This is a genomic window from Massilibacillus massiliensis, from assembly GCF_900086705.1.
Lineage (GTDB): Bacteria > Bacillota > Negativicutes > FLKF01 > FLKF01 > Massilibacillus > Massilibacillus massiliensis.
Genome location: NZ_LT575483.1, coordinates 2,748,360 through 2,770,315, shown reverse-complemented (window position 1 = coordinate 2,770,315; position 21,956 = coordinate 2,748,360). Strand labels below are relative to the sequence as shown.

20 protein-coding genes and 1 tRNA gene are annotated in these 21,956 nt (G+C 38.2%); 7 read left to right on the top strand and 14 right to left on the bottom strand.

Annotated features, from left to right (window positions below):
• Positions 1-32: 32 nt before the first annotated feature.
• On the bottom strand, positions 33-1,259 hold the full coding sequence (locus tag BN6559_RS13290; RefSeq protein WP_110955173.1) for an MFS transporter: 1,227 nt from the start codon (positions 1,257-1,259) through the stop codon (positions 33-35).
• A 572-nt stretch (positions 1,260-1,831) separates the two neighbouring features.
• Between BN6559_RS13290 and BN6559_RS13285 the strand changes: the two genes are divergently transcribed.
• On the top strand, positions 1,832-2,755 hold the full coding sequence (locus BN6559_RS13285; protein WP_110955172.1) for a LysR family transcriptional regulator: 924 nt from the start codon (positions 1,832-1,834) through the stop codon (positions 2,753-2,755).
• A gap of 71 nt (positions 2,756-2,826) precedes the next feature.
• On the opposite strand, the gene BN6559_RS13280 is transcribed toward BN6559_RS13285, so the two are convergent.
• The 4 genes from BN6559_RS13280 to BN6559_RS13265 all read right to left on the bottom strand — a co-directional run bounded on the left by BN6559_RS13280 (position 2,827) and on the right by BN6559_RS13265 (position 4,879).
• The gene (locus tag BN6559_RS13280; RefSeq protein ID WP_110955171.1) at positions 2,827-3,348 is read right to left on the bottom strand and encodes a hypothetical protein; all 522 of its coding nucleotides are present in this window, start codon (positions 3,346-3,348) and stop codon (positions 2,827-2,829) included.
• Positions 3,349-3,436: 88 nt separating this feature from the next.
• Positions 3,437-3,513: transfer RNA gene (locus BN6559_RS13275), tRNA-Arg, on the bottom strand.
• 114 nt (positions 3,514-3,627) lie between these two features.
• Entirely contained in the window at positions 3,628-4,206 is a 579-nt protein-coding gene (locus BN6559_RS13270) for a superoxide dismutase (protein WP_110955170.1), read from the bottom strand.
• Between the two features lie 55 nt (positions 4,207-4,261).
• On the bottom strand, positions 4,262-4,879 hold the full coding sequence (locus tag BN6559_RS13265; protein WP_110955169.1) for a LysE/ArgO family amino acid transporter: 618 nt from the start codon (positions 4,877-4,879) through the stop codon (positions 4,262-4,264).
• A gap of 128 nt (positions 4,880-5,007) precedes the next feature.
• On the opposite strand from BN6559_RS13265, the gene BN6559_RS13260 reads away from it, so the two are divergent.
• Positions 5,008-6,483 (top strand): aminotransferase-like domain-containing protein, encoded by a 1,476-nt coding sequence (locus BN6559_RS13260; RefSeq protein ID WP_110955168.1) that lies wholly within the window; start codon positions 5,008-5,010, stop codon positions 6,481-6,483.
• A 32-nt stretch (positions 6,484-6,515) separates the two neighbouring features.
• Here the strand turns inward: BN6559_RS13260 and BN6559_RS13255 are convergent, their stop codons facing one another.
• Positions 6,516-6,809 carry a hypothetical protein gene (locus BN6559_RS13255; protein ID WP_110955167.1) on the bottom strand — a complete coding sequence of 98 codons (294 nt, stop codon included), beginning with the start codon at positions 6,807-6,809 and terminating at the stop codon, positions 6,516-6,518.
• Between the two features lie 154 nt (positions 6,810-6,963).
• Here BN6559_RS13255 and BN6559_RS19305 point away from each other — a divergent pair, with 154 nt between their 5' ends.
• A complete protein-coding gene (locus tag BN6559_RS19305) occupies positions 6,964-7,263 on the top strand; it encodes a helix-turn-helix domain-containing protein (protein WP_199883994.1) in 300 nt (99 codons plus the stop codon).
• 14 nt (positions 7,264-7,277) lie between these two features.
• Here BN6559_RS19305 and BN6559_RS13245 read toward each other — a convergent pair whose 3' ends face one another.
• From BN6559_RS13245 to BN6559_RS13210, 8 genes are all read right to left on the bottom strand, one after another.
• Positions 7,278-8,372 (bottom strand): FUSC family protein, encoded by a 1,095-nt coding sequence (locus BN6559_RS13245; protein WP_110955165.1) that lies wholly within the window; start codon positions 8,370-8,372, stop codon positions 7,278-7,280.
• A 576-nt stretch (positions 8,373-8,948) separates the two neighbouring features.
• Positions 8,949-9,845, bottom strand: coding sequence for a triphosphoribosyl-dephospho-CoA synthase CitG (gene citG, locus BN6559_RS13240; RefSeq protein WP_199883993.1), 897 nt, complete (start codon positions 9,843-9,845; stop codon positions 8,949-8,951).
• 13 nt (positions 9,846-9,858) lie between these two features.
• Positions 9,859-10,899, bottom strand: coding sequence for a [citrate (pro-3S)-lyase] ligase (gene citC / locus BN6559_RS13235; protein WP_199883992.1), 1,041 nt, complete (start codon positions 10,897-10,899; stop codon positions 9,859-9,861).
• A gap of 15 nt (positions 10,900-10,914) precedes the next feature.
• On the bottom strand, positions 10,915-11,448 hold the full coding sequence (gene citX, locus BN6559_RS13230) for a citrate lyase holo-[acyl-carrier protein] synthase (RefSeq protein ID WP_110955162.1): 534 nt from the start codon (positions 11,446-11,448) through the stop codon (positions 10,915-10,917).
• Between the two features lies 1 nt (position 11,449).
• A complete protein-coding gene (citF, locus tag BN6559_RS13225; protein ID WP_110955161.1) occupies positions 11,450-12,988 on the bottom strand; it encodes a citrate lyase subunit alpha in 1,539 nt (512 codons plus the stop codon).
• Positions 12,985-13,890 carry a citrate (pro-3S)-lyase subunit beta gene (citE, locus tag BN6559_RS13220; RefSeq protein WP_110955160.1) on the bottom strand — a complete coding sequence of 302 codons (906 nt, stop codon included), beginning with the start codon at positions 13,888-13,890 and terminating at the stop codon, positions 12,985-12,987. The genes citF and citE overlap by 4 nt, the downstream gene beginning before the upstream one ends.
• A 29-nt stretch (positions 13,891-13,919) precedes the next feature.
• Entirely contained in the window at positions 13,920-14,210 is a 291-nt protein-coding gene (gene citD, locus BN6559_RS13215) for a citrate lyase acyl carrier protein (protein WP_110955159.1), read from the bottom strand.
• A 259-nt stretch (positions 14,211-14,469) separates the two neighbouring features.
• A complete protein-coding gene (locus BN6559_RS13210; RefSeq protein ID WP_199883991.1) occupies positions 14,470-15,375 on the bottom strand; it encodes a LysR family transcriptional regulator in 906 nt (301 codons plus the stop codon).
• 189 nt (positions 15,376-15,564) lie between these two features.
• Here BN6559_RS13210 and BN6559_RS13205 point away from each other — a divergent pair, with 189 nt between their 5' ends.
• From BN6559_RS13205 to dcuC, 4 genes are all read left to right on the top strand, one after another.
• On the top strand, positions 15,565-17,892 hold the full coding sequence (locus tag BN6559_RS13205; RefSeq protein WP_110955158.1) for a hydratase: 2,328 nt from the start codon (positions 15,565-15,567) through the stop codon (positions 17,890-17,892).
• Positions 17,893-18,322: 430 nt separating this feature from the next.
• A complete protein-coding gene (locus BN6559_RS13200; protein WP_110955157.1) occupies positions 18,323-19,672 on the top strand; it encodes an MFS transporter in 1,350 nt (449 codons plus the stop codon).
• Between the two features lie 28 nt (positions 19,673-19,700).
• Complete coding sequence (locus tag BN6559_RS13195; RefSeq protein WP_110955156.1) at positions 19,701-20,543, top strand: DUF6282 family protein; 843 nt, start codon at positions 19,701-19,703, stop codon at positions 20,541-20,543.
• 90 nt (positions 20,544-20,633) lie between these two features.
• The gene (dcuC, locus tag BN6559_RS13190) at positions 20,634-21,902 is read left to right on the top strand and encodes a C4-dicarboxylate transporter DcuC (RefSeq protein ID WP_110955155.1); all 1,269 of its coding nucleotides are present in this window, start codon (positions 20,634-20,636) and stop codon (positions 21,900-21,902) included.
• Positions 21,903-21,956: the final 54 nt, after the last annotated feature.

Sequence of the window (21,956 nt, the reverse complement as noted above, 5' to 3'; positions counted from 1 at the left end):
TCCCACCCGTCAATTTAGGTTTATCCATCATTTTATCTATGATAGATCCATTTAGGTAGAACTGTACTAAACTTTTGAAACTCTCCTATCGTTAATTTCACTGATAGGATGAAAGATGCGAATACAACTAACCCGGTTAAACTAACTACGCCAAGCCACCCATAGGAAGATAGAAAGGTTCCACCTAAAGTGCCAATGATACTAGCTCCACTATAATAAAAAAACATATACATCGAAGATGCCTGCGCTTTATCGCCTTCTGTAACCTTACCTGCCCAACCGCAAGCATTGCAATGTGCGCCAAAAAAACCATATGTCAATATACCTAACCCAATGATTTTAAATACTAAACTTGCCATCAGAGTCATCAGAATTCCGATCAGCATAATCAAGCAAGATAAGCACAGAACTTTACCATGCCCATATTGATCAGACAACCGTCCCATAATTGCCGAACTTACCGATCCTACTAAATACATCACAAAAACAAAGCCTATTTCAGTTTGACTTAAGTTGTACGGCGGTGCTATAAAGATGTAGCTTATAAAATTATAAACGCATACAAAAGAGCCCATAACTGAGAAAGCAACAATATAGAGTGCTACTAACTTTTTATTTTGTAGAATTTTCAAAAAATCTTCCTTAATATTTAAGCGAAGTGTACCTTTTTCAATTTGCTTAGTCGAATTTGGCAGTATGAACCAAAAGGCGATACCAATGCATAAATAAAGCATACCAGCAATCGCAAGTCCGCCCCGCCATGAAAAATAATCCGTGATTATACTGATTAAAAGCCTGCCCGAAAGACCGCCTAAAGCATTTGCACTGACATAGATTCCTATTACGGAACCAATAATTTTAGGATCAAATTCTTCATTAATATAAGCAATTGCCAGAGCAGGAAAACCTGCTAACAAAATTCCTTGTACCAATCTCAACCCCAAAATCAAATGAAAGCTTGTGCTAATCGCCATACCAATTGCTAACAATGCAGCAATCATAACGGCAATGGTCATCACCTTTTTTCGTTCTAAACGTTTTGCAACGCTGGCAATTCCAATCATTGAAAACGCCATCCCGCCTGTTCCAAAACTCATTGCTAAACTCGCCGTGGCTGGCATCAAATTGAATGTTTCTGCCAATACTGGTATAATTGGCTGCAAACAATACTCTGCACCAAAAGCAGCAACACTTCCTAGAAAAAGAGTAATAATCGCTCGCCAGTAATTGGGGGAATTCCTTGTTATATACGTACGCATTTATTTCATCTCCTATATTACCTAAACTATATCATAAATCTAGAAGATTTATACGTCAAATGCATTATCATAATCATTTTAATGTCGTAACTGCATCTTATGCTACATGCACTACAAAGTCTCGTCTCTAAAGCATTTTCTTAAAACATTTTAAGCTGTGAATAACTTCCCCATAAAGCACATAACAATAAACCCTTAGGCTATCCATCCTCATATACAAGTCTCATGTTATTATTATTTTTAATACAAACTTCATTCATCAATTAAGAATACCTATCAAAATATTTTATTTAAAGAAATTTATCCTGGTATGTCCTAAATTTTCGAATTTTCTATTTATTATATAAGAAGAATCATGTATTATTGTTATAATAGATATGCATTTCGTTTATATCTAAAATAGGAATAATCTCTCAACCCTTTACGTGTCAAATTATAGTATGATTATGTAAACAGTGTATATTCACATTGATTATCATTTCAATAATTAATTTGCATATATTTTATACTCTTAATTAACGATATTTATTTTTAAGTGTGTTATGATATACACTACCTAAGGAGTGATACACATGGAATTAAATCAGCTAGAGTATTTTAAGACACTTGCTCATATTAATCATTTTACACAAGCAGCACAAAGTATCTCTGTCTCGCAGCCTGCTCTTAGCCGTTCAATTGCCAAATTGGAAAATGAGCTAGGCGTCCCGCTATTTGATAGAGTAGGAAAAACAATTAAATTAACACAATATGGGCAAACTTTTCTCATACATGTAGAACGTGCCTTACAAGAAATCGCCAATGGAAAACAGGCACTTGCTAACCTTTCTGAGCCGGATCAAGGTGTTGTAAATTTATCCTTTCTCCATTCTCTTGGTAACTATCTTATTCCGGTACTACTAAGCAAATTCAGAAAACAATATCCTAAAATACAATTCAGCCTCAACCAAAACAACTCTGCGTTACTTACATCACAATTAATCGACGGCGATATTGATCTTTGTTTATGTTCTACTTTGATGACAACAGAAACGTTAGGTTGGTTTTCTTTATGCGCGGAAGAATTGTTCGTCGTTGTCCCAGAAAAACATCATTTAGCAAAACGTAAAAGCATTCATCTCTCAGAAATCGCGCATGAGCCATTTATTACGTTCAAACCAATGTACGGACTTCGCCTGCTTGCCGATCAATTTTTTGAGACTGCTTCAATTCGTCCAAAAATTACATTTGAAGGCGATGAAATTATGACGGTGGCCGGGCTGGTAGATGCAAATTTAGGGGTAGCATTGATTCCTCACATTCCTGGACTAGAACATTTAAATATCGTTTTTATTCCTGTTGCTTACCCAACCTGTGCCAGACCCCTCGGAATGGCATGGAATACAAATAAATTTCTTTCTCCTGCCGCCAAAAAATTTCAGCAATTTGTCATAGATGTTTTTAAAAATAATGATACTTTATCACTCGCACCAAATTATAAAGAATTACACGAATAGCACATAATAAAAATAGCCTATCAAAAGCAGCATAATTTGCTGACTTTGATAGGCTATTTTCTTATATAGGCTCATCGTTCCTCAAACAAAAATAGTTTCCCGACTAACTGCCGGGCAAGTACCAAACCGATCAGCGCTGTAACCAGCTGCGGCCACCCCATCATCATAAGTACTAAGGCTGCAAGTTTAACCGGAATGGCAAAAAAACTTATGATGAATAAAGCACCTAGATAAAGCGTCATCATTTTAAGAAATGGTGACAACCACAAAATACGCTTTTTCCAAAATTTATAACAGACTAAAATAAAAACTACATTCCCTATTGCAACGAGCGGTATTAACAGTGGAATCGCCAATTGGCCTTGAAAAAATCCGATAACAGGGAGTAAACAAGCAATCAGCACGGCCGGCAGAACACCTGCATATCGTACAGCTACTGCCAGCGTCATATTCACTAAGCTGCCAATAATGAACATACCTACAAGCGGCGGCAATGGAAAGATCAAACGTATCCCCTGAAAACATATTGCAATAGCTAAAAGTAATGCCCCTCGCGTCAATTTCTTTCTTCGTTGATCATGTACATCTTTCATTGATGTCCTCCATTCACCACAATACGTTAAATTTAAGCTGATAAGCAAAAAACCCTCTGAGAATCCTCAGAAGGCTAGTTTATGTGCATGGTGCGCCTAGCTGGATTCGAACCAGCGGCACGCAGTTTAGGAAACTACTGCTCTATCCACCTGAGCTATAGACGCACAAGTATGAATTACCTAAGATATTATAGCAAATCGCCTTACGCTTGTCAAAACAACGCCATTTTATTTCTTTCTTCATCCTGGGATTACGAAATGTGCATTGACTATCATTCACTATATTCCAATATGTTCAAATCTCTCCATCACCATACTCCAATTGAGATTATGGAAAAATGCATCAATATACCCTTTACGATTTAATCCATAATCACATAGATACGCATGTTCCCATACATCCATAACCAGTAAAGGCTGACACCCTGCTAAAAAGCCTTTATCATGCTCACCAATCCAGCAGTTGAATAAACGGCCTGTATGATTGTCTCTAGTTAAAATAACCCATCCGATTCCTCGTATTTGTCCCATTTTTACAAAATCATCATACCATCGATCAAAACTGCCAAAAAATTTACACAGCCACTTTAAAAATTGATCATGTTCCTTTCCCAACTCATGACAACCTAAATTTCCAAAATAATATTCATGCAGCCGCATCCCGGAAAATTCCCAACCAAATCTTCTTTTCAGTTCAGCGAAACAATTGCTGCTTTGATCCTCCATATTGCAAAGTTCCTCAATCATCTTGTTTGTATTTTTCACATACCCTTGATATAAAGTAAGATGTGTTTTTATTAATTTATTGCTAAACCCCTGCATACCAATCAGATAACTATAATCTTTCGCTTTATACATAAACCGCCCTCCTATAAAACTATCGACTATACATTTTATGTGTAAAGCTATACCCTTAGAACGAGTCTTTTAGACTATATAAAAGAACAAGTGCCATACCCCAAATAAGAACTGCTGATATTTTATTGAGTAAAACCATCAGCCGATCTATATTTTTATATTCACCTAACAATCTGCCGATGATCGCTAAACTGAAAAACCAAATCCAGGATACCAGCACGCACGCTGTTGCAAAAATCATTTTCTCCGAACCTTCATATTGCGCTGAACTGGCCCCAATAACACCAAGAATATCAAAAATGGCATTTGGATTCAGAAACGATACTGATATAGCGAATGCAATTTGTTTCTTTGTTGAAAAAGCCTGCATACACTGAAATGAACTGCGCGTTGCATTACTTTGCCAGGTCAAGTATCCCATATAAAATAAAACGATAACACCTGCACCAATCGTAATCAATTTCAACATGGAAAACTTAAATAAGAACATAGATACACCATGAACTGCACATAAAATTAATAAGGTATCACAAAGGGCTGCTGTAAGCACCGCTGGCAATACATAGCGAAATCGCGGCTGCACCACACCTTGCTGAAAAATGAATAAATTTTGCACACCTAAAGGTAAAATTAAACCAATTGCCAAACATATACCATGTATAAATGCTGTCATAAAAATACCACCTGTCATTTTCTTATACAACAAATTATAAAAATATATGCTTACCTTGTCGCCAGCCAATTGGTTTGTTTTTATACCAACCAATTTGATATAATAAAGAAATACTTGGAGGTGGCAACATGTTAACCATTGATTGGCAGCCAAATAAAAAAGATCCGATTCCTGTATACAAGCAGATCTTTTTCTATATCAAAAATAAAATTCATACCGGACAGTGGACTGTTCACAGCAAATTGCCGCCTCAGCGTGAACTTGCCGACAAATTAAGAGTTAACCGCAGTACGATACGTATTGCCCTTGACGAACTGATTGCAGAGGGTTTGCTGCAAAGTAGAGTAGGCAGTGGTATATGGGTTGCCAACAATACTTGGTCATTATTCACCGCAACAAAAAAGGTAAATTGGAATGCTTACGTTCATACGGGATTTTATTTGCCGAATTTGCCATTTATCCAGGAAATCAATCGATTAGAATTTGACGAAACACTTACACGTCTTGGCACAGGCGAAATTTCTCCAAACCTACTGCCTACTGCGCAGCTAAATAAAATCTTAAAAACGCTTCCCCATAAAATACAATCATTCGGTTATGAAGAACCAAAAGGGTTATACTACCTCCGCCAACAAATCAGCCAGCATCTCAAAAAATTTGGGATTACAGCCTCCCCTGCTTCCATCATGATTGTCTCCGGCGCTTTGCAAGCATTGCAATTAATTTGCTTTGGTTTATTGCCTAATAAAGCCAATATTTATGTAGAAAAACCTTCGTATCTGATGTCATTAAAATTATTTCAGTCCATGAATCTAAACTTCTCCGAACTTCCGATGGATGATGACGGTATACAAATAGAAGCTTTTTTACACCAGCAGAAATATAAATATCATTCCCTCCTCTACACGATACCAACATTCCATAATCCAACGGGAATATTAATGGGAGAAAACCGACGTCAAAAACTACTCTCTGCCTGCCAGACAGCACAGCTGCCGATCCTGGAAGATGATGTCTATCGAGATCTATGGCTAGAGAAACCGCCTCCGCCTCCTTTAAAAGCATTGGATACAACCGGCAATGTACTCTATATTGACAGTCTATCCAAAGCAGTTAGCCCCGGACTTCGAATCGGCTGGATCGTGGGACCTGAACCCATTATAGAAAAGCTAGCCGATATCAAAATGCAAAATGATTATGGGTCAAGCTGCTTATCGCAATGGACGGCTGCGGAATGGTTTGCAACCGGCTGCCATGAAACTCATTTACAAAAGCTTCGCCAAGAGCTTCTCTTACGACGTCTTACTGTTGTCCAAGTTTTAGATCAGCATTTTAAAGATATTGCTACTTGGATTATACCAAAAGGTGGATTTTACATCTGGATCACACTCATAGAACCGATTGCAATGCAGCAATTATTCAAAAATGCATTGGCAGAACATCTTCTGATCAATCCAGGAAGTATCTATGACAATTTGTCAAATCATCACTTAAGAATATCTTATGCCTACGCAGATATTTGCGATTTAAAAACAGGCTTATACAAACTTGCAAAAATCATAAAAAAAATGAATGCAAAGCATTCATACAAAATAGGGCTCTAGATACTATATCGTTGCACCATATATTTTTTAAGCTATTTTTGAACAGGTTTCCAAACTAAAGCATGTATAATCAAACGCATTGCATCGGAAAACCCCTGATTATAATAAATCCTTTCTGCTACGACTTCTTTTGTCAAACAGTTATCGCATAATTTACGTACCATTTTCATCTCTTCTTTAGATAAATTTAGCTCTAATTCACTCTCTATTGTATGATTCTCTAGATTTGCCAAATCATAATGTTTTGCTATTTTCTCTAAATTTTTTAAATCAGTTTCATTATGTATATCTCTCAAATGATCGGTAATGCTTTCAAAAACATTCATCGTCTACGCCTCCTATGATTCAACATTTTGTGGATTTATCACTTTAATTGTAATCAACAAAATGTTGAACGTCAATCTTTTTATCAATTTATTGTTGATTTCAATTCAATTATCAACATTTTGTTTATATAATATTTTAAAAAGGAGGATTGCAATGCGTTTAAAAGATTTACGACTCAGTAAGAATTTAACTCAAAAAGATGTTGCAAAATACATTAATAAAACAACCCAAGCTTATAGTTTATATGAACGTTGTGAACGTGATCCAGACTCGGCAACGCTGATTAAGCTTGCCGATTTATTTGACGTCAGCATTGATTACCTTTTAGGTCGCACAAATATTCCTCGCAGCAATATACTAAAAGAAACTTCTGCCCCTTATGATCTTCCACAGGAAGCCCTTGATCGTATAGAAGAATTTACAGAATTAATGAGATTGAAATATCAAAAATGACTGCGTAGAACGCTTTATTCATCAGAAGCACTGCCAATTTTCAATAACTGTCTTCTAAACAGCGTATCTTTTTCATTCAAATCTGGAAATTTATCTTCCAGCTCATCTAAAATCCGCCCTAAATCAGAGAAAATTGCCCCTACCTCTGGAACAGGAACTTCGTATGCCTTCTGAATGGATAGAAAACAATGAGAAAAATTCAATCGTGTTTCTCGGACTGCCATAATCAAAGCCGCACGAAACAGGTTATTATTTTCTTCTTCAATAGAGCGCGTAAAAATATTCAAACAGATTTGTACGTCATGTATTACCGGACTAAATTGTTTCCATTCATTTTTTGCCTCGGATAAATCTACTAAACTTCGCGCAATACCCCGAATTTGAAAACTGATATGTTCTAATCGATTCATCATCAAAGAATATTCTATAATCTTTTCGCGTTCTTCACGATGAAACGGCGTATAGCGATAGCTTTGTATCACTTGCATAATATTAACATGATCTTTTCGAATGCATTGTACATATTGCCTAGCTTCATATAGTCCGAAAGACAAGTTTTCCGTCGTCTCTGCTGTTTGCAAAATTTCTAATAGGTTTTTCAACCGCGCAACTGCATGTATCACTGTTTTTTTCACTTTCACACTAGATTTACCCGCACTAAAGATAATATTTAAAGCAACTGCAACACCGGCACCAATCATCGTTTCTTCAATTCGTCCAATCATATAGCCTTGACTTCGGCCATACTCTAATACCAGCAATGTACTTACACCAATTTGTGATATAATTTGTGAATTTAAACGAAACACTCTGCCGATCGCAATGCCCATTCCAATCGTAAAAAAAATACTCCAAGCATTCACTTCAAAATATGAGCCGGAAAATCCACCGATCGTCACACCAAATATGACGCCCAATACCCGATATACACCTTTTTCTACCGAATCGGCTATTGTTACCTGCATTGTTAAAATTGCCGCCAACGGCGCAAAAATTGGATACGGATTCGCAGTAACAGATGAAGCCAGCATCCATGATACTCCAGCTGCAAAGGCTATTTTAAAAACTTCCAAATTTGCATCAATTCTAGTCAATCTATTTCCGCACATAAAATCCCCCCAAGAAACATAAAACCCTTTTTATTTATTATAAAACATTGTTCTAAATTTTTTTATACTTTATACGAAAAAATGGGATGATGCAGTAAAATTACAGTATCCCTAATGTTTTCGTACTTGGCCTTTCCCGGAAAAATACGTTCCGAAGGATGAAAAAAGATCACCTTACGTTAAAAATCCGTTTGTCTGAGCGAAGCGAGTTGAGGATTTTAGTAAGTTGATCTTTTTTCAAGTATTTTGGAGGTTTGAGGCCTAGACTTTTTGGTCCTTTTGTGTCGATGACAAAAGGACAATTTATATAATACATGCTACATTAAGAAATTTATAAGTAAAATCTTAGTGCGACAACGCAAAAATTATAGGTAAAATAAAACTATACATATAGATGAATATGCTACATCGAATCCCATTCCACTTATAAACTAGTACGAAGATAGATTGCCGGTTGACGAGAAGTATTCAGATGCTAGGCGCAGCAAAGGGTTGTGAAGGAGTCGTACTCGTGTACGTCGACGAGCAGCACCTTGCTGTAACGACGCAGATGAATGCTTATCGCCGACCCGCGACCTATCTGTCCACAGCATGTCGCACCATAACGCGATATCGCCAAGACGGATGCGCTAAGGAAAATAAAAAGATCGTCAATGCCAGCAAATCAGCACAGCCTCCCGGACTGATATTCTTTATAATAAACTCCTCATCCAACACCTGCAATACTGCAATATTCTCTTTTTTCAAGGCACCGCCAGCTTCAAGTACTTCTCTCATTTTTGTTTTTAAATAGGCCGACATTTCGCGATTATGCCGTCCTAAAACATTGGTATCATCTACAGAACTAGCTAAGACAAGATAAGCTTGCAGCATACTTTCATTTCCTGAAATTCCGCTGCACAAACATTGTTCGAGTACCGGATAAGAATACTTAAGTACACTCGGGAACCCCGCTTCTGCTTCACCTCGAACCCCCGTTAGACCATAACGCAAATAAATTTTCTCACCTTTGGTGGGATTTTTTTTTGCTTTAATTTTTTCGTACTCACGCCTACAAATTCCTGCTGTCATTTGTGCCACATAGCCAGCAATATTTTGTGGTGTAAGCGGTTCTCCTCTTGCAGCTAGAACACCCGAGGCCACGCACGCTAACCCAATAGAAAAAATTGCGCCTTTGTGCGTATTAACACCGCCCGTTGCGTCAAACATACAATGCTCCGCCTCCACACCAACAGCACGAATCGTTTGAAATAAAGCTTGGGGAGCATCTGCCTTCCCCTCGATTCCTTTTTTTGCAAATTGCGTAAAATACGGCATTAAGGCGGTTGCACTCGCTAAAAAAGAAAAGTAATCCATATCTTGATGTGCACCGGCACTATATCGGTCTACCAATCCCGGCTTTGGCGTAACTGCTACTTCATATAAAATCGCCTGCACCGCGAGACGACCAATTTCTTCTGGTAATACAAGCACAAAAATTCTCCTCTCACTGCGTGTTTTGCTGCAATTTGTCTATAATAGTTATACCTTCGGGGGTTGCAAAAAAATCTGCTGTAGTCGCAGGTACGAGCGACCTCGCGCCTTCCAAATCCCCTTTTGCAAGAAGTGCACGCACGCTTGATGCCGATATCGGTTGCCCGCAATTTTCTTTTCGCTCCAGCATGATGGATGCAACACCAGATTTAGGTAATTCTTGCTGCATGATTTGATGATAGGCGGAGGTCAATGCGTCTGCTGGCTCAGTGCCAACAAATCGTTTTGTAATGAAAAGTGCAGGCGCTATATGTTTTGCGAAAATATCTAAATCCAGCTGTGCATAAGCTTTGGCTATCCTAGATAATTCCTTAATGAAATAGGACGGAAATGTATTTGCCGAAATTATATAGGGTCCGCCGCTATGCACCGTTACATTTTTGAAATTTCTTGTTCCTTCTTCAATCAATCGTTTACGCACTTTAAAAGGAAAATCCGACAAATCCTCTTCTACGACAAAAATATGCAGATGATCGCAATGTTTCGCTGCATATTCTACTAAATACTGATGCCCTAGTGTGAATGGATTTGCATTCATCACAATGGCACCCTGAACACCACTTTGTCGACATGGTTTTAAAGCTTGTACATAGCGTTCAATGCCATCTTTTTGGCTTTCCAATAAAATCGCGTCCGGCGCACTACCAATCAAATAAAAACCTGCACCACGAAATGAATTGAGATTACTCGGTTTTGTAAACACAAAAATATTCGCTGCCCCTTTTGCCCACAATTCACTGCATAAATAAGATATGATTTTATTTAATAATCCGCTGCTTTGATAACTGGGATCTATCGCTACACATTTAATAGTTGTTCCTCGGTAACCGCCACCAGCAATCATCTTTTCTCCGGAGAATAAACCAACATAAGAATCCATCGTATCATACATTAAGTCAAACCCTGCTAGAAATTCAGCCACTTTTTTTCGGCCGTCTTTAAAGCTTTGTGGTAATTCATGCAGTTCAAACGCATCTTCAGTAAAATCTTCCATCATTGGCCTCCTGCTTTAGGTTTGCATTTTGCTCACAACTTTTTCAATCTGTTGCAACAATTGTTCTACTGTATGCTGCCGCATTCTCGTACAAATGACTGCATCCTGCTCACACAGCAAGCATTTGCGTTTAGGCAAACCAAGTGCACTGCGGCTAATCGGTATCCCATCAACGTCCAATACATCGATGTCCAATAATCTGCCAACCTGATCTTGATCTTCGATCTTACAAGCAAGTTTCTTTAATAACGCTGCATCACAAGAAACCGAAAAAAAGGCTTCCAAGCCTGTAAAACGTTCTGCACGACGAATCGTGCAAATCGCAGCCCCCGCCTGCATGCAGGCACTTTCAATTCGCGTCAATCCGGCTTTATATAATAGCCGTGCCGCATTGTTTAGTTTTACCTCTCCCGGCATGTTGATCGTAAAAGAAATGATCGGGTTCCTATATTGTACAAGAAGCTCGCGCTGTAAATCAGCGCGGGCTTCTTTATTTTTCAATACCTCTTCTAAAGTTACCGTAATTCCTTCAAAAAACGCATGAGACATTTTATGCTTTCACCTCATGGATCACATCCAAAACCCTGCCATCCGGATGCGTAACTACCCCGACTACTTTATCTGTAAATTGTAATGCATCCGGTGTACCGACAACTTTTTCGGCACTGTCTTTCAAGGCTTCAATGGTTGTAACTTTTAAACCAGCTTTCATGAGTCTTTCCTTTACTTCCGGCCGATTTGGATTCACTGCAATGCCTTGATCCGTAACAAGGACATCACAAACAGCCCCCGGCGTAACCAAGGTATTGACCTTATCTAAAATACAAGGAATCCGTCCGCGAATCACTGGTGAAACCAGCACGGTAAGTGCTGCTTTGCTCGCAGTATCCGGATGTCCGCCAATTGCGCCGCGAATCACACCATCAGAACCAGTCAATACATTGACATTAAAATTTACATCGACTTCTAAAGCCGATAAGATCACAATGTCAAGCTGATGAATCGCAGATCCCTCATTAAATGGACTTGCATATTGATTGCCATCCACTTCAATGTGATTTAAATTATGAATCAGAGATTCGGCAGCACTTGTGTCAAATCCTTGTACATCAAGGATTTTTCCAATTAAACCTTCTTCGTGAAGTTTTACAATCTGCGCAGTAATTCCACCAAGTGCAAAGCGTGCTTTCATATCACGTTTGATCATTTCTTCGCTGATAAACCGTGTAACGGCAAGTGCAGCACCGCCAGATCCAGTTTGAATTGAAAATCCATCTTTAAAATAACCCGATGCCTGGATTACTTTTGCCGCCGCTTCAGCAATCAATAAATCACGAGGATTTTTCGTAAAACGAGTCGCTCCAGAAGAAATTTTACTGGAATCGCCAAGTGCTTCCACCTGAATTACATAATCAACATCCGTCGCTGGAATCGATGCCGGCGCATTTGGAAACGGAACAAGATTATCCGTAAGAATAATGGTTGTATCTGCGTAACGTGCATCAACTTTTGCATAGCCAAGTGAACCGCAAATTGATTTTCCTTCTTCGTTGGTATAAATACCGCTGGCATTACCGAAAACATCAGAAGAAGGTGCGCCAAGAAAAGCTACATCAATATGTAAACTGCCATTCGCAATCGCCGAGGCACGTCCGCCATGACTGCGGAAAATAACAGGCTCTTTCATCAGTCCGTGCGAAATTGCATCTGCCAAATCCCCACGCATGCCGGAAGTTTCAATTTTTCTTACCACACCACTTTTAATGTGTTCGATCAGCGGTGCATGTGCAGTAGAAAGGCTGGAAGATGCGACCGTTAAATTTTTAAAGCCCATTTCGGAAAGTTTATGCATAACCATGTTTAGGATATAGTCACCATTACGAAAATGATGGTGAAAAGAAATTGTCATACCATCTTTCAGCCCTGATTTATGAATTGCTTCTTCTAAAGAAGACAACAATTTACCATTTTTCGCAAGGCGTTCATTCAACGTAGCGTAATCTTTATGCTCTCCTTCAGCATGATAAAATTCCAAGTCTAAATGCTGCAAAAGCTCTGCTGAGATTTCATGATTGATTGCATTTTTCATGCTTCTACCTCCTCGGGGACTAAAATTCCAGATGCAATTGCAAGCTCAATTGTGCGTTCTGCGCGAATGACAACCGGTCTATCCACCATTTTTCCATTCAGGCTGATAACACCCGATCCTTTTGCTTCCGCTTCCTTAATTGCCGCAATAATTCGTTTTGCTTTCTCAATTTCTTTTTCGGTTGGAGCAAAGACTTTATGTACGGGGCCAATCTGACGTGGATTAATCACCGATTTTCCGTCAAAACCCATTTCCTTTACTAAATTCGCTTCATAGATCAATTGTTCTTCATCGTTTACATCAGAAAACACTGTGTCTAAGGCATCAATACCTGCCGCTCTTGCAGCAACCACAATGGTTTCACGTGCCAATTGCAACTCTGTCCCGCTTTTCGTTCTATTCGCTTTTAAATTTGCACAATAATCCTCTGCACCGATTGCAATTCCGATCAAACGATCCGAAGAAGTCGCGATTTTATGTGCATTAATTACGCCAAGAGCGCCTTCAATTGCTGCCATCATCAGTGTCGTACCGACAGGAATATGATGTTTCTTTTCCATTTCTGCAATATAAGCTTCGCATTCTGTAATATCTTCCGGTGTTTCCGTTTTTGGCATACGAAGTACATGTGCGCCAGCAACTACCATCGCTTCAATATCTGCTTTGCCATAAGGAGTGTTCAACGGATTAATACGAACAACGATTTCCGTATCACCGTAATCAATCGTTTTGATTGCCTGAAATACCAGCAATCGTGCCGCATCCTTTTCAGCCATAGATACCGCATCTTCAAGGTCAAACATAATAGAATCTGAACCATATATATGTGCATCACGCATCATTCCAGGATTGTTTCCAGGAATAAACATCATCGTTCTGCGCAATCTTTGTTTGATCGCCATTTCTTTACCATTCCTTCCTTACGTTTGCTTTATTTCCAGTTAAATTCCGTACTTCCGGCTGCACGATATAATGCTGCTGTTACTCTTGCAATGATCGTACAATTTAATGCGCCTTTATCTAGCGCTGTAACTTTAATGCCGCTGGTGAAACCATACGTACTTAATGTTTTTGTAATCACTTCTTTAATTTCTCTGCCAAACAAGCTGGCCACCGTGCTGTCAAGATCAATCACAATGCCGGCATCTGCATTTTTTTCAACCACAATGCTGATATCACCGGATTCTAATGTCCCAGCTCTTCCCGTTGAGATTAATTCCATCTCTTCACCTTCTTTTTTTAATTGCAATCTTAATCCATTGCATACATTTAAATTACAATTTACATCACGATAGTTTTGTATTATCGTAATATAAATTTTATTGATTTAGATTTGCAGATTGATATAACTTTATTCCACATCTAAATTATAGCGAAGATATCCTAATAAAAAAAATAAAGATTTATGATTGGGTGCGATAGAAAATTCAGATAATACATGATTCTCTTAAAGTTCTTATGCTGCAATTACTCCTTTTTTCTTAGAACACCATATTTTTTACGAATTGAATAAATACTTTAACGATTGGAATGTCGAAATCACCATGATTATAAACCATCCAGTTTTGCCTCATAATTTTTTCACCACTCTGATTCACTAAGTAAGCTCTATGAATATTCGGTATATTTAAGGTAATAGACTCCGGCAAAATTGCATAACCCAAGCCGTAGGATACCATCTCCCGACAAGTTGTAATTTTATCTACATGCATATTAATCATCGGCGGGCGATCAAAATGCTCTCTCCACCATTTATCAATTTGCATTTTTAAAAGATAATCACGTTGATACTCAATCCGAGGTAATGTCGCAAGATCTTTCATTTGAAATGGTTCGGTTGATGCAATGCATATAGGCTCTTCGCAAAGTAAGTAAACATTATCACAACCGCCATAATCTATATTTACAAAACCTACATGTGCCTTATTGCTATTCACTATACTAAATAAATTTTTTGACCAGTTTGTTTTTACTTTAAAATCTGCCTCCGGATATTTTTGTTTAAATAGTTTTAAAATTCTTGGCAATCTATACATCGTAAAATAATGTGATGCACAAATTTCAATTGTACCAGACAGTGAATTCGAAAAATTCCGCAACTCATTTTTTATATTTTTCAGTTGCTCAACCATTTCTTCAGCTTTACCAATCACATACTCTCCCTCAGGTGTAAACTGAATTCCTCGTGCTCTTCTTAATATGAGCTGAACACCTAATTCTTGTTCTATATGCTTGATTTTAGAAGTAAGTGCTGGCTGTGACATATACAAAAGTTGCGCAGCTTTTGTAATATTTTTTTCATTATTTAATGTTAATAAAATATTCCAATCTTTATTTTCCATCAGAGCAACCTTGCCGATTAGTTCTCTATTCGACATTCCTTTCATAAAATCTCTAAATCATATATACCATAAAAATAATTTAATGAATAATAGTTTTAATTTATCTATAGAAATAAAATATCGTTATTTGTCCAACATCAAATATCTCTTTATAATATGAGACAGAATTTAATTAATTATCTGATAATTTTTTCAGTTTTAAAAGATCGCATAACAATTGGAGGTAAATGATTCATGATTCAATTATCTGATAGCGGCTGCTATTTAATCAATGGCGTGCTTCTTACCAGTGAAAACACTAAATTTGATTTATCAACATTAAATTCACAGCTGCCACACAATACTATAACACCTTTAACAGATAACATTTCTAAAGAAAAAGCGATTAAAGGTACTATAGCTTATCAAATCTTAAAAAAGCACAATAACAATGCCTTAATGAATAATTTAAAAATTAAATTTGATGCTTTAACTTCACATGATATTACTTTTGTCGGTATTTTGCAAACCGCAATTGCCAGCGGACTAAAAAAATTTCCTGTACCTTATGTATTAACAAACTGCCATAATAGTCTTTGTGCTGTCGGTGGCACAATCAATGAAGATGATCACGTTTTTGGTTACTCGGCAGCAAAAAAATTCGGCGGAATTTTCGTGCCGCCACATCAAGCAGTCATTCATCAATTCATGCGTGAAACGATGGCAGGCTGTGGAAAAATGATTCTCGGTTCTGACAGTCATACCCGTTACGGTGCATTAGGCACCATGGCAATCGGTGAAGGTGGCGGGGAAATTGTAAAACAACTGCTCAGCCATACCTATGATATAAAATATCCAGACGTTATCGCCATTTACTTGAAAGGTGCACCTAAGGCAAATGTCGGTCCTCAAGATGTAGCCTTGAGCATTATCAAAGCCGTCTTTGACAAAGGTTATGTGAAAAATAAAGTTATGGAGTTCGTCGGTCCGGGTATCAGTAATTTGAGCATGGATTTCCGTAATGGAATCGATGTCATGACAACAGAAACGACTTGTTTAAGTTCCATCTGGTGTACCGATGAAAAAACAGCATCTTATTATAAAGTACATGGTCGCCCGGAGGATTATCAAAAACTTCAACCAAAAGAAATCGCGTATTATCAAGGTGCAGTTGAAGTTGATCTGTCTAAAATTGAACCGGTAATTGCGATGCCATTCCACCCAAGCAATGTATTTACAATTGCAGAAGTCGATGCAAATGCAGCAGATATCTTAAGACACGTTGAAAAACTTGGTCAGGAGCAACTAGAAAATTCTAAAAACAATCTAACCCTAATGGATAAACTCCATAACGGAAAATTAAAAGTTGATCAGGGTATCATTGCCGGCTGTGCAGGTGGTTCCTACGAAAATTTAGTATCTGCAGCAAAAATTTTAGGACAAGCACCTTTGCATAACTTCTCTTTGAGCGCATATCCAGCCAGCCAGCCTGTTTTTCTGGAATTAATGAAACATGGTGCAATTGCTGATTTAACACTTTCTGGTGCAAGCATCCGCTCTGCCTTTTGCGGGCCATGCTTTGGTGCCGGCGATACACCTGCGAATAATGAATTTAGTATTCGCCACACAACAAGAAATTTCCCACATCGTGAAGGTTCTAAACCATCGGATAGACAGCTCTCTTATGTTGCCTTAATGGATGCACGTTCAATCGCCGCAACAGCAAAAAACAACGGTATTCTTACTGCAGCATCAGAAGAAAATATCACGATTCCTGATTATACATTTAATCGCGATATATACAAAAATCGTGTTTACTTTGGCTTTGACCATCCTGAACCAAACGAAAAGCTAGTTTCTGGTCCAAATATCGTAGAATGGCCAAAAATTAGACAACTTCCTAAAAATCTTTTGCTTAAAGTTTGTGCGGTCATTCATGATCCCGTAACTACAACAGACGAATTAATTCCATCTGGGGAGACTTCTTCTTACCGGTCTAACCCACTACGCTTGGCTGAATTTACATTATCACGTAAGGTTCCTGCCTATGTTGACAGGGCAAAAGCTGTACAACGCGAAGAAACGAAACGTCAAGCATTCCTTCATCAAGAAACGCCCGCCAAAGAATCTTTAGATATTTTCGCAGCAGCTTTTAACGGAAACGTAAGCAGTGAACAAATACGTGCAACTGGTATTGGCAGCGTCATCGTAGCAATAAAACCGGGGGATGGTTCTGCAAGAGAGCAAGCCGCTTCTTGTCAGCGTGTTTTAGGTGGAGATGCCAACATCGCCGTAGAATATGCGACTAAACGTTATCGCAGTAATCTAATTAATTGGGGCATGATTCCCTTCACTATAGATAAAAAAGATATTTTTTTATTAGAAGACGGAGATTTAATTTATATTGCAGACATTCGTCAAGCAATCACCACTGAAACCACTGAAACCACTGAAATTCCAGGTGAACTTATTCAAGCAGATAAACGCACTCCAATTACACTCAAGCTTGAAAATCTATCCGCAGGCGAAAGAGAAATTATTGCAGATGGCTGTCTCATCAATTACTACAATAAAAACGAATAAACCTTTGTAAATTTCTCTATCTCCATTTTATAAATAAGTAAACATTTATAGCCATCCAGACGCAGTTAAAAATGTCATATTTTAGCCCGTCTAAAATATGACATTTTTAAACTTACTCGTTTACTTGGCTAAGTTTCAATAGGTGATAAATCATCTATTGAAATGAATAGATGAGACAAAAGAGTCCCCCCTCTTATTTGAATTAGGGTGGTGACTTATGCTATGACATATTTTTTCGTCTTTTGCCATAATTTCTAATTATTAAATACTACTTTAAATATTTAGAATATTCATACGTAATTTCTTTACAGCTGTAAGGATCAAATTTATTGTGAATGTTTATTTAAAACGCTTGGACTTTTATCTGTTAAATTTTTGTTTTTATTTTGTTTAAGAAGATGATGGAAAAAATAAAATTGGGGGATTGTAAATGTCAATGTTTTATGGAAAAAATTATTATAAGTGGATTGTTCTATTGGTTTGTATTCTTGTATATTCTTCTGGTAATTTGGTTCGTCTGAATTATACAGGCATTGCAAGTTATATCATGGGTGAATGGAATATTGGTAAGCCTGAACTTGGTATTTTAGGATCCGTCTTTTTCTATGCTTATGCTTTAGGACAAGGTACCTGTGGAACACTAACCGATTTATTAGGCGGCAGAAAAGTAATTCCTCTGGGCATAGGTATCACTGCTCTACTTGTTGCCGCGTTCGCTTTTGCTGACAGCTTTAATCAAGCAGTAATTATACGAGGCGCACTTGGTTTTGTTGGTGCTGTGGCATTTGTTCCTTGTGTAGCAGTTATCGGTCGATGGTTCAGTAAGAAACAGCGCGGTTTGGCTATGAATCTATTTTCTGGTCCAGGCGGCGGTATGGGTGAAGTTTGGTCTTTTTTACTGCTACCAGTCATGGCGTTATTTATGAAAGATGGTTTTACAATTTTGAGTGTAGGCTCATGGAGGGCAGCTACACTTATTATGGCAGTTGTCATTTTAGTGGTTGCTGTGGTATCTTACGTATTTCTTCGTTCTGATCCTAGTGAAATGGGGCTTGAATCAATACAGGCAAAAGAAGAAAATAAATCCGCCCAAAAAGGCAATTACAAATCCATGGTACTATCTGCGATAAAGGACCCTTCCTTTTGGATTATTATACTTGTATGGCAAGGATTTACAGTAGGGTTACGACTAATTCCTAGTTGGTTGCCATTATATGCTGCTACTTTTTACAGCCAAGTTGCCGGACTCGATAAATCCGAAGCAATGATTGCCGGTGGAGTTATTGCTTCTTGCTATGTTGCAGGGAGAATCGTTGGCCCGCCACTTGTAGGTAAACTTTCCGATTATCTTTTAGAAAAATATGAAATTCCACGTGCATCTTTACTCGTTGTTAGTTTTACAATTACCTTCGGTCTGATTTATCTTTTAACTACGCCGCTTACATCACCAATCGTACTTGGAGCAATTGCCGCTGTCCTTGGTGTGGGCATCAATTTGTTATCTATACTAAATACAGTAATAGCCGAAAATTGGTCACTTAAGACCTCAGGCACATTGAATGGCTTTATCAATACCATCACACAATTAATCGGAGCAGCTTCCTTGACGTATAGTGGTTATATGGCGGTACAATTTGCTGTTAAAGACGGCGGTTTCCATTTAGAGTATCAAGGCATTTGGTTTTTGCTTATGATCTCTATCGGTGTTGCGATCGTGGGATCTATTTATACGTTATATAGCAATAAAAAAGCAAAAAGTAAGGCTGCAATACAGGGATAAATCATATGAGAGAGGATTTTGACTATTTATGAATGACTTTGGAAAAGAAATTTTAAAGAATGTTATTGATCTTCATATTCATACCAATCCAGATGTTCGTCAAAGGCGGTTGGATGATATTGAGCTAGCGCAAGAAGCAGCACGTGTTGGTGCACGAGCAATTGTAATTAAGTCTCATGTCGTGCCGACGATGGATCGGGCGCAAATCGCTGAAAAAGTTGTACCAGGGATAAAAGTATTTGGTGGAATTACATTAAATCCAGAGGTTGGAGGAATCAATCCATCTGCTGTTGAAGCCGCGAGAAAAATGGGGGCAAAGATCGTTTGGCTGCCGACCGCCTGGTCTGCACATGAACGGAAAATCATGGGCAAAAATGATGGTGTTGAATCGATCGTGAACGGCGAAATTGTTCCCCCTCTTGAGAAAGTCTTAGAAATAATCGCTAAACATGATTTAATTCTAGGAACAGGACATTTATCCCCAGAGGAAATTTTTATTGTTGTGGATAAAGCAAAAAAAATTGGTGTCAATAAGATTGTGATTAATCATCCTGAATGGTGGTCCATTGCGATGCCTATAGAAATGCAAAAAAAATTAGTGCCATACGGTGTGTATTTTGAACGATGTTATGCTACCCGCTGCCCAGGAAAAGACTATGAAAAGAACTTTGCAAAAAATTTAGCGGCAATTCAAGCAGTAGGATATGAATCCACCATTATCGCTACCGATGGCGGGCAATTAGAAAATCCCATGTGGAGTGATGCATTAAGCGAATATATAGGATTTTTACTTAATGCAGGGGTATCACAAACAATGATAGATACAATGACAAAACGATCTCCGGCAAAATTATTAGGTTTATCATTATAAATAAGTAAAATAGTTGATATTCACCATGAACAAGCCGCAGTTATTTTGGCCGATCTAAACTATGAGCTAGTATAAGGAGAGTGATACTTTATGATGATCATTTCAGGAATTGTTATCCTGTTCGTTACCATCTACCTGTTAGTAAAACGTTATGAAACACGTATGGTTCTATTTTGTTCTGGCGTAGTAATGTCTTTTATCGGTGGTCAATTTTTTGCTCCCTTTCAAGCTTTTTCACACGCCATGCTTGAAACCAAATTATTTGAATCCATTATCGCGGTAATGGGATTCGCTATGGTAATGAAGTTAACACAATGTGATAAACATTTAATTAATTTATTGATTAAACCACTCAGAAAAGCCGGTCCTTTATTAATCCCAGCTTCTGTATTGGTAACACTATTTATTAATGTTTCAATTACAAGCTCCGCTGGTTGCTCGGCGGCTGTCGGTGCGATACTAATTCCATTGATGATGGCCGCGGGAATCCATCCAGCAATTGCAGGTGCATGTATTTATGCCGGTACGTACGGTGCAATGTTTAATCCTGGTTATCCGCAAGTTGCTCTTATTGTCAGTGTTGCAGATGCAACCCCAGTTGCTGTTGTCGCAAACCATTTTTGGGCCTTACTTGCCTCTGGTATAATCGGAGCTGTCAGTTTGTGGGTTTTAGCATATTTAAGAAAAGAGCATACAGGATATATTATGCCGAATGCAATTTCTGACTCCGAAAGAGAACATTTTAAAATTAAATACCATTATGCTCTGGTCCCACTTATTCCTATTATCATTCTTGTAACCGGCAGCATGAATCTCATTCCAGTTTTCAAGCCATTTTCTATTTCACATGCGATGATTATCGGGGTATTTTGCGCCTTTTTCGTTACACGTACAAACCCACAAGAAATATCAAAAGAATTTTGGCATGGCGCTGGAAATGCTTTCGGACATGTCTTCGGTATCATCATCTGTGCACTCGTATTCGTCGGTGGTCTACAATCTATGGGATTAATTCAATCTTTAATTCGTTTAATGATCGATGTTCCCTCGATTGCAAAGTTAAGCTCTGGCATCGGGCCTTTTCTTCTTGGTATCATGAGTGGATCTGGCGATGCGGCATCAGTTGCATTCAATAAAGCAGTGACGATCCATGCTGCCGATTTTGGCTTATCAGCAATGAGTATGGGAAGTATGGCATCTATCGGTGGAGCACTTGGGCGTACAATGTCGCCAGTCGCTGGCGGAATGATCATCTGCGCCACTTTAGCTGGAGTATCACCAATGGAAACAGCAAAAAGGAATGCCCCTGGAATGATTATCGCAGTCATCGTAACTATGATTATGCTTTTATATATATAAATTCAGATTATATTTCCATATAATGCTTTAATATCATAGAGTTTTAAGAAAAAG

Coding starts and splice junctions, on each gene's coding strand:
- BN6559_RS13290 (WP_110955173.1), bottom strand. CDS start 1,259: ATGCGTACGTATATAACAAGGAATTCCCCCAATTACTGGCGAGCGATT.
- BN6559_RS13285 (WP_110955172.1), top strand. CDS start 1,832: ATGGAATTAAATCAGCTAGAGTATTTTAAGACACTTGCTCATATTAAT.
- BN6559_RS13280 (WP_110955171.1), bottom strand. CDS start 3,348: ATGAAAGATGTACATGATCAACGAAGAAAGAAATTGACGCGAGGGGCA.
- BN6559_RS13270 (WP_110955170.1), bottom strand. CDS start 4,206: ATGTATAAAGCGAAAGATTATAGTTATCTGATTGGTATGCAGGGGTTT.
- BN6559_RS13265 (WP_110955169.1), bottom strand. CDS start 4,879: ATGACAGCATTTATACATGGTATATGTTTGGCAATTGGTTTAATTTTA.
- BN6559_RS13260 (WP_110955168.1), top strand. CDS start 5,008: ATGTTAACCATTGATTGGCAGCCAAATAAAAAAGATCCGATTCCTGTA.
- BN6559_RS13255 (WP_110955167.1), bottom strand. CDS start 6,809: ATGAATGTTTTTGAAAGCATTACCGATCATTTGAGAGATATACATAAT.
- BN6559_RS19305 (WP_199883994.1), top strand. CDS start 6,964: ATGCGTTTAAAAGATTTACGACTCAGTAAGAATTTAACTCAAAAAGAT.
- BN6559_RS13245 (WP_110955165.1), bottom strand. CDS start 8,372: ATGTGCGGAAATAGATTGACTAGAATTGATGCAAATTTGGAAGTTTTT.
- citC (WP_199883992.1), bottom strand. CDS start 10,899: ATGGAAGATTTTACTGAAGATGCGTTTGAACTGCATGAATTACCACAA.
- citX (WP_110955162.1), bottom strand. CDS start 11,448: ATGTCTCATGCGTTTTTTGAAGGAATTACGGTAACTTTAGAAGAGGTA.
- citF (WP_110955161.1), bottom strand. CDS start 12,988: ATGAAAAATGCAATCAATCATGAAATCTCAGCAGAGCTTTTGCAGCAT.
- citE (WP_110955160.1), bottom strand. CDS start 13,890: ATGGCGATCAAACAAAGATTGCGCAGAACGATGATGTTTATTCCTGGA.
- citD (WP_110955159.1), bottom strand. CDS start 14,210: ATGGAATTAATCTCAACGGGAAGAGCTGGGACATTAGAATCCGGTGAT.
- BN6559_RS13210 (WP_199883991.1), bottom strand. CDS start 15,375: ATGAAAGGAATGTCGAATAGAGAACTAATCGGCAAGGTTGCTCTGATG.
- BN6559_RS13205 (WP_110955158.1), top strand. CDS start 15,565: ATGATTCAATTATCTGATAGCGGCTGCTATTTAATCAATGGCGTGCTT.
- BN6559_RS13200 (WP_110955157.1), top strand. CDS start 18,323: ATGTCAATGTTTTATGGAAAAAATTATTATAAGTGGATTGTTCTATTG.
- BN6559_RS13195 (WP_110955156.1), top strand. CDS start 19,701: ATGAATGACTTTGGAAAAGAAATTTTAAAGAATGTTATTGATCTTCAT.
- dcuC (WP_110955155.1), top strand. CDS start 20,634: ATGATGATCATTTCAGGAATTGTTATCCTGTTCGTTACCATCTACCTG.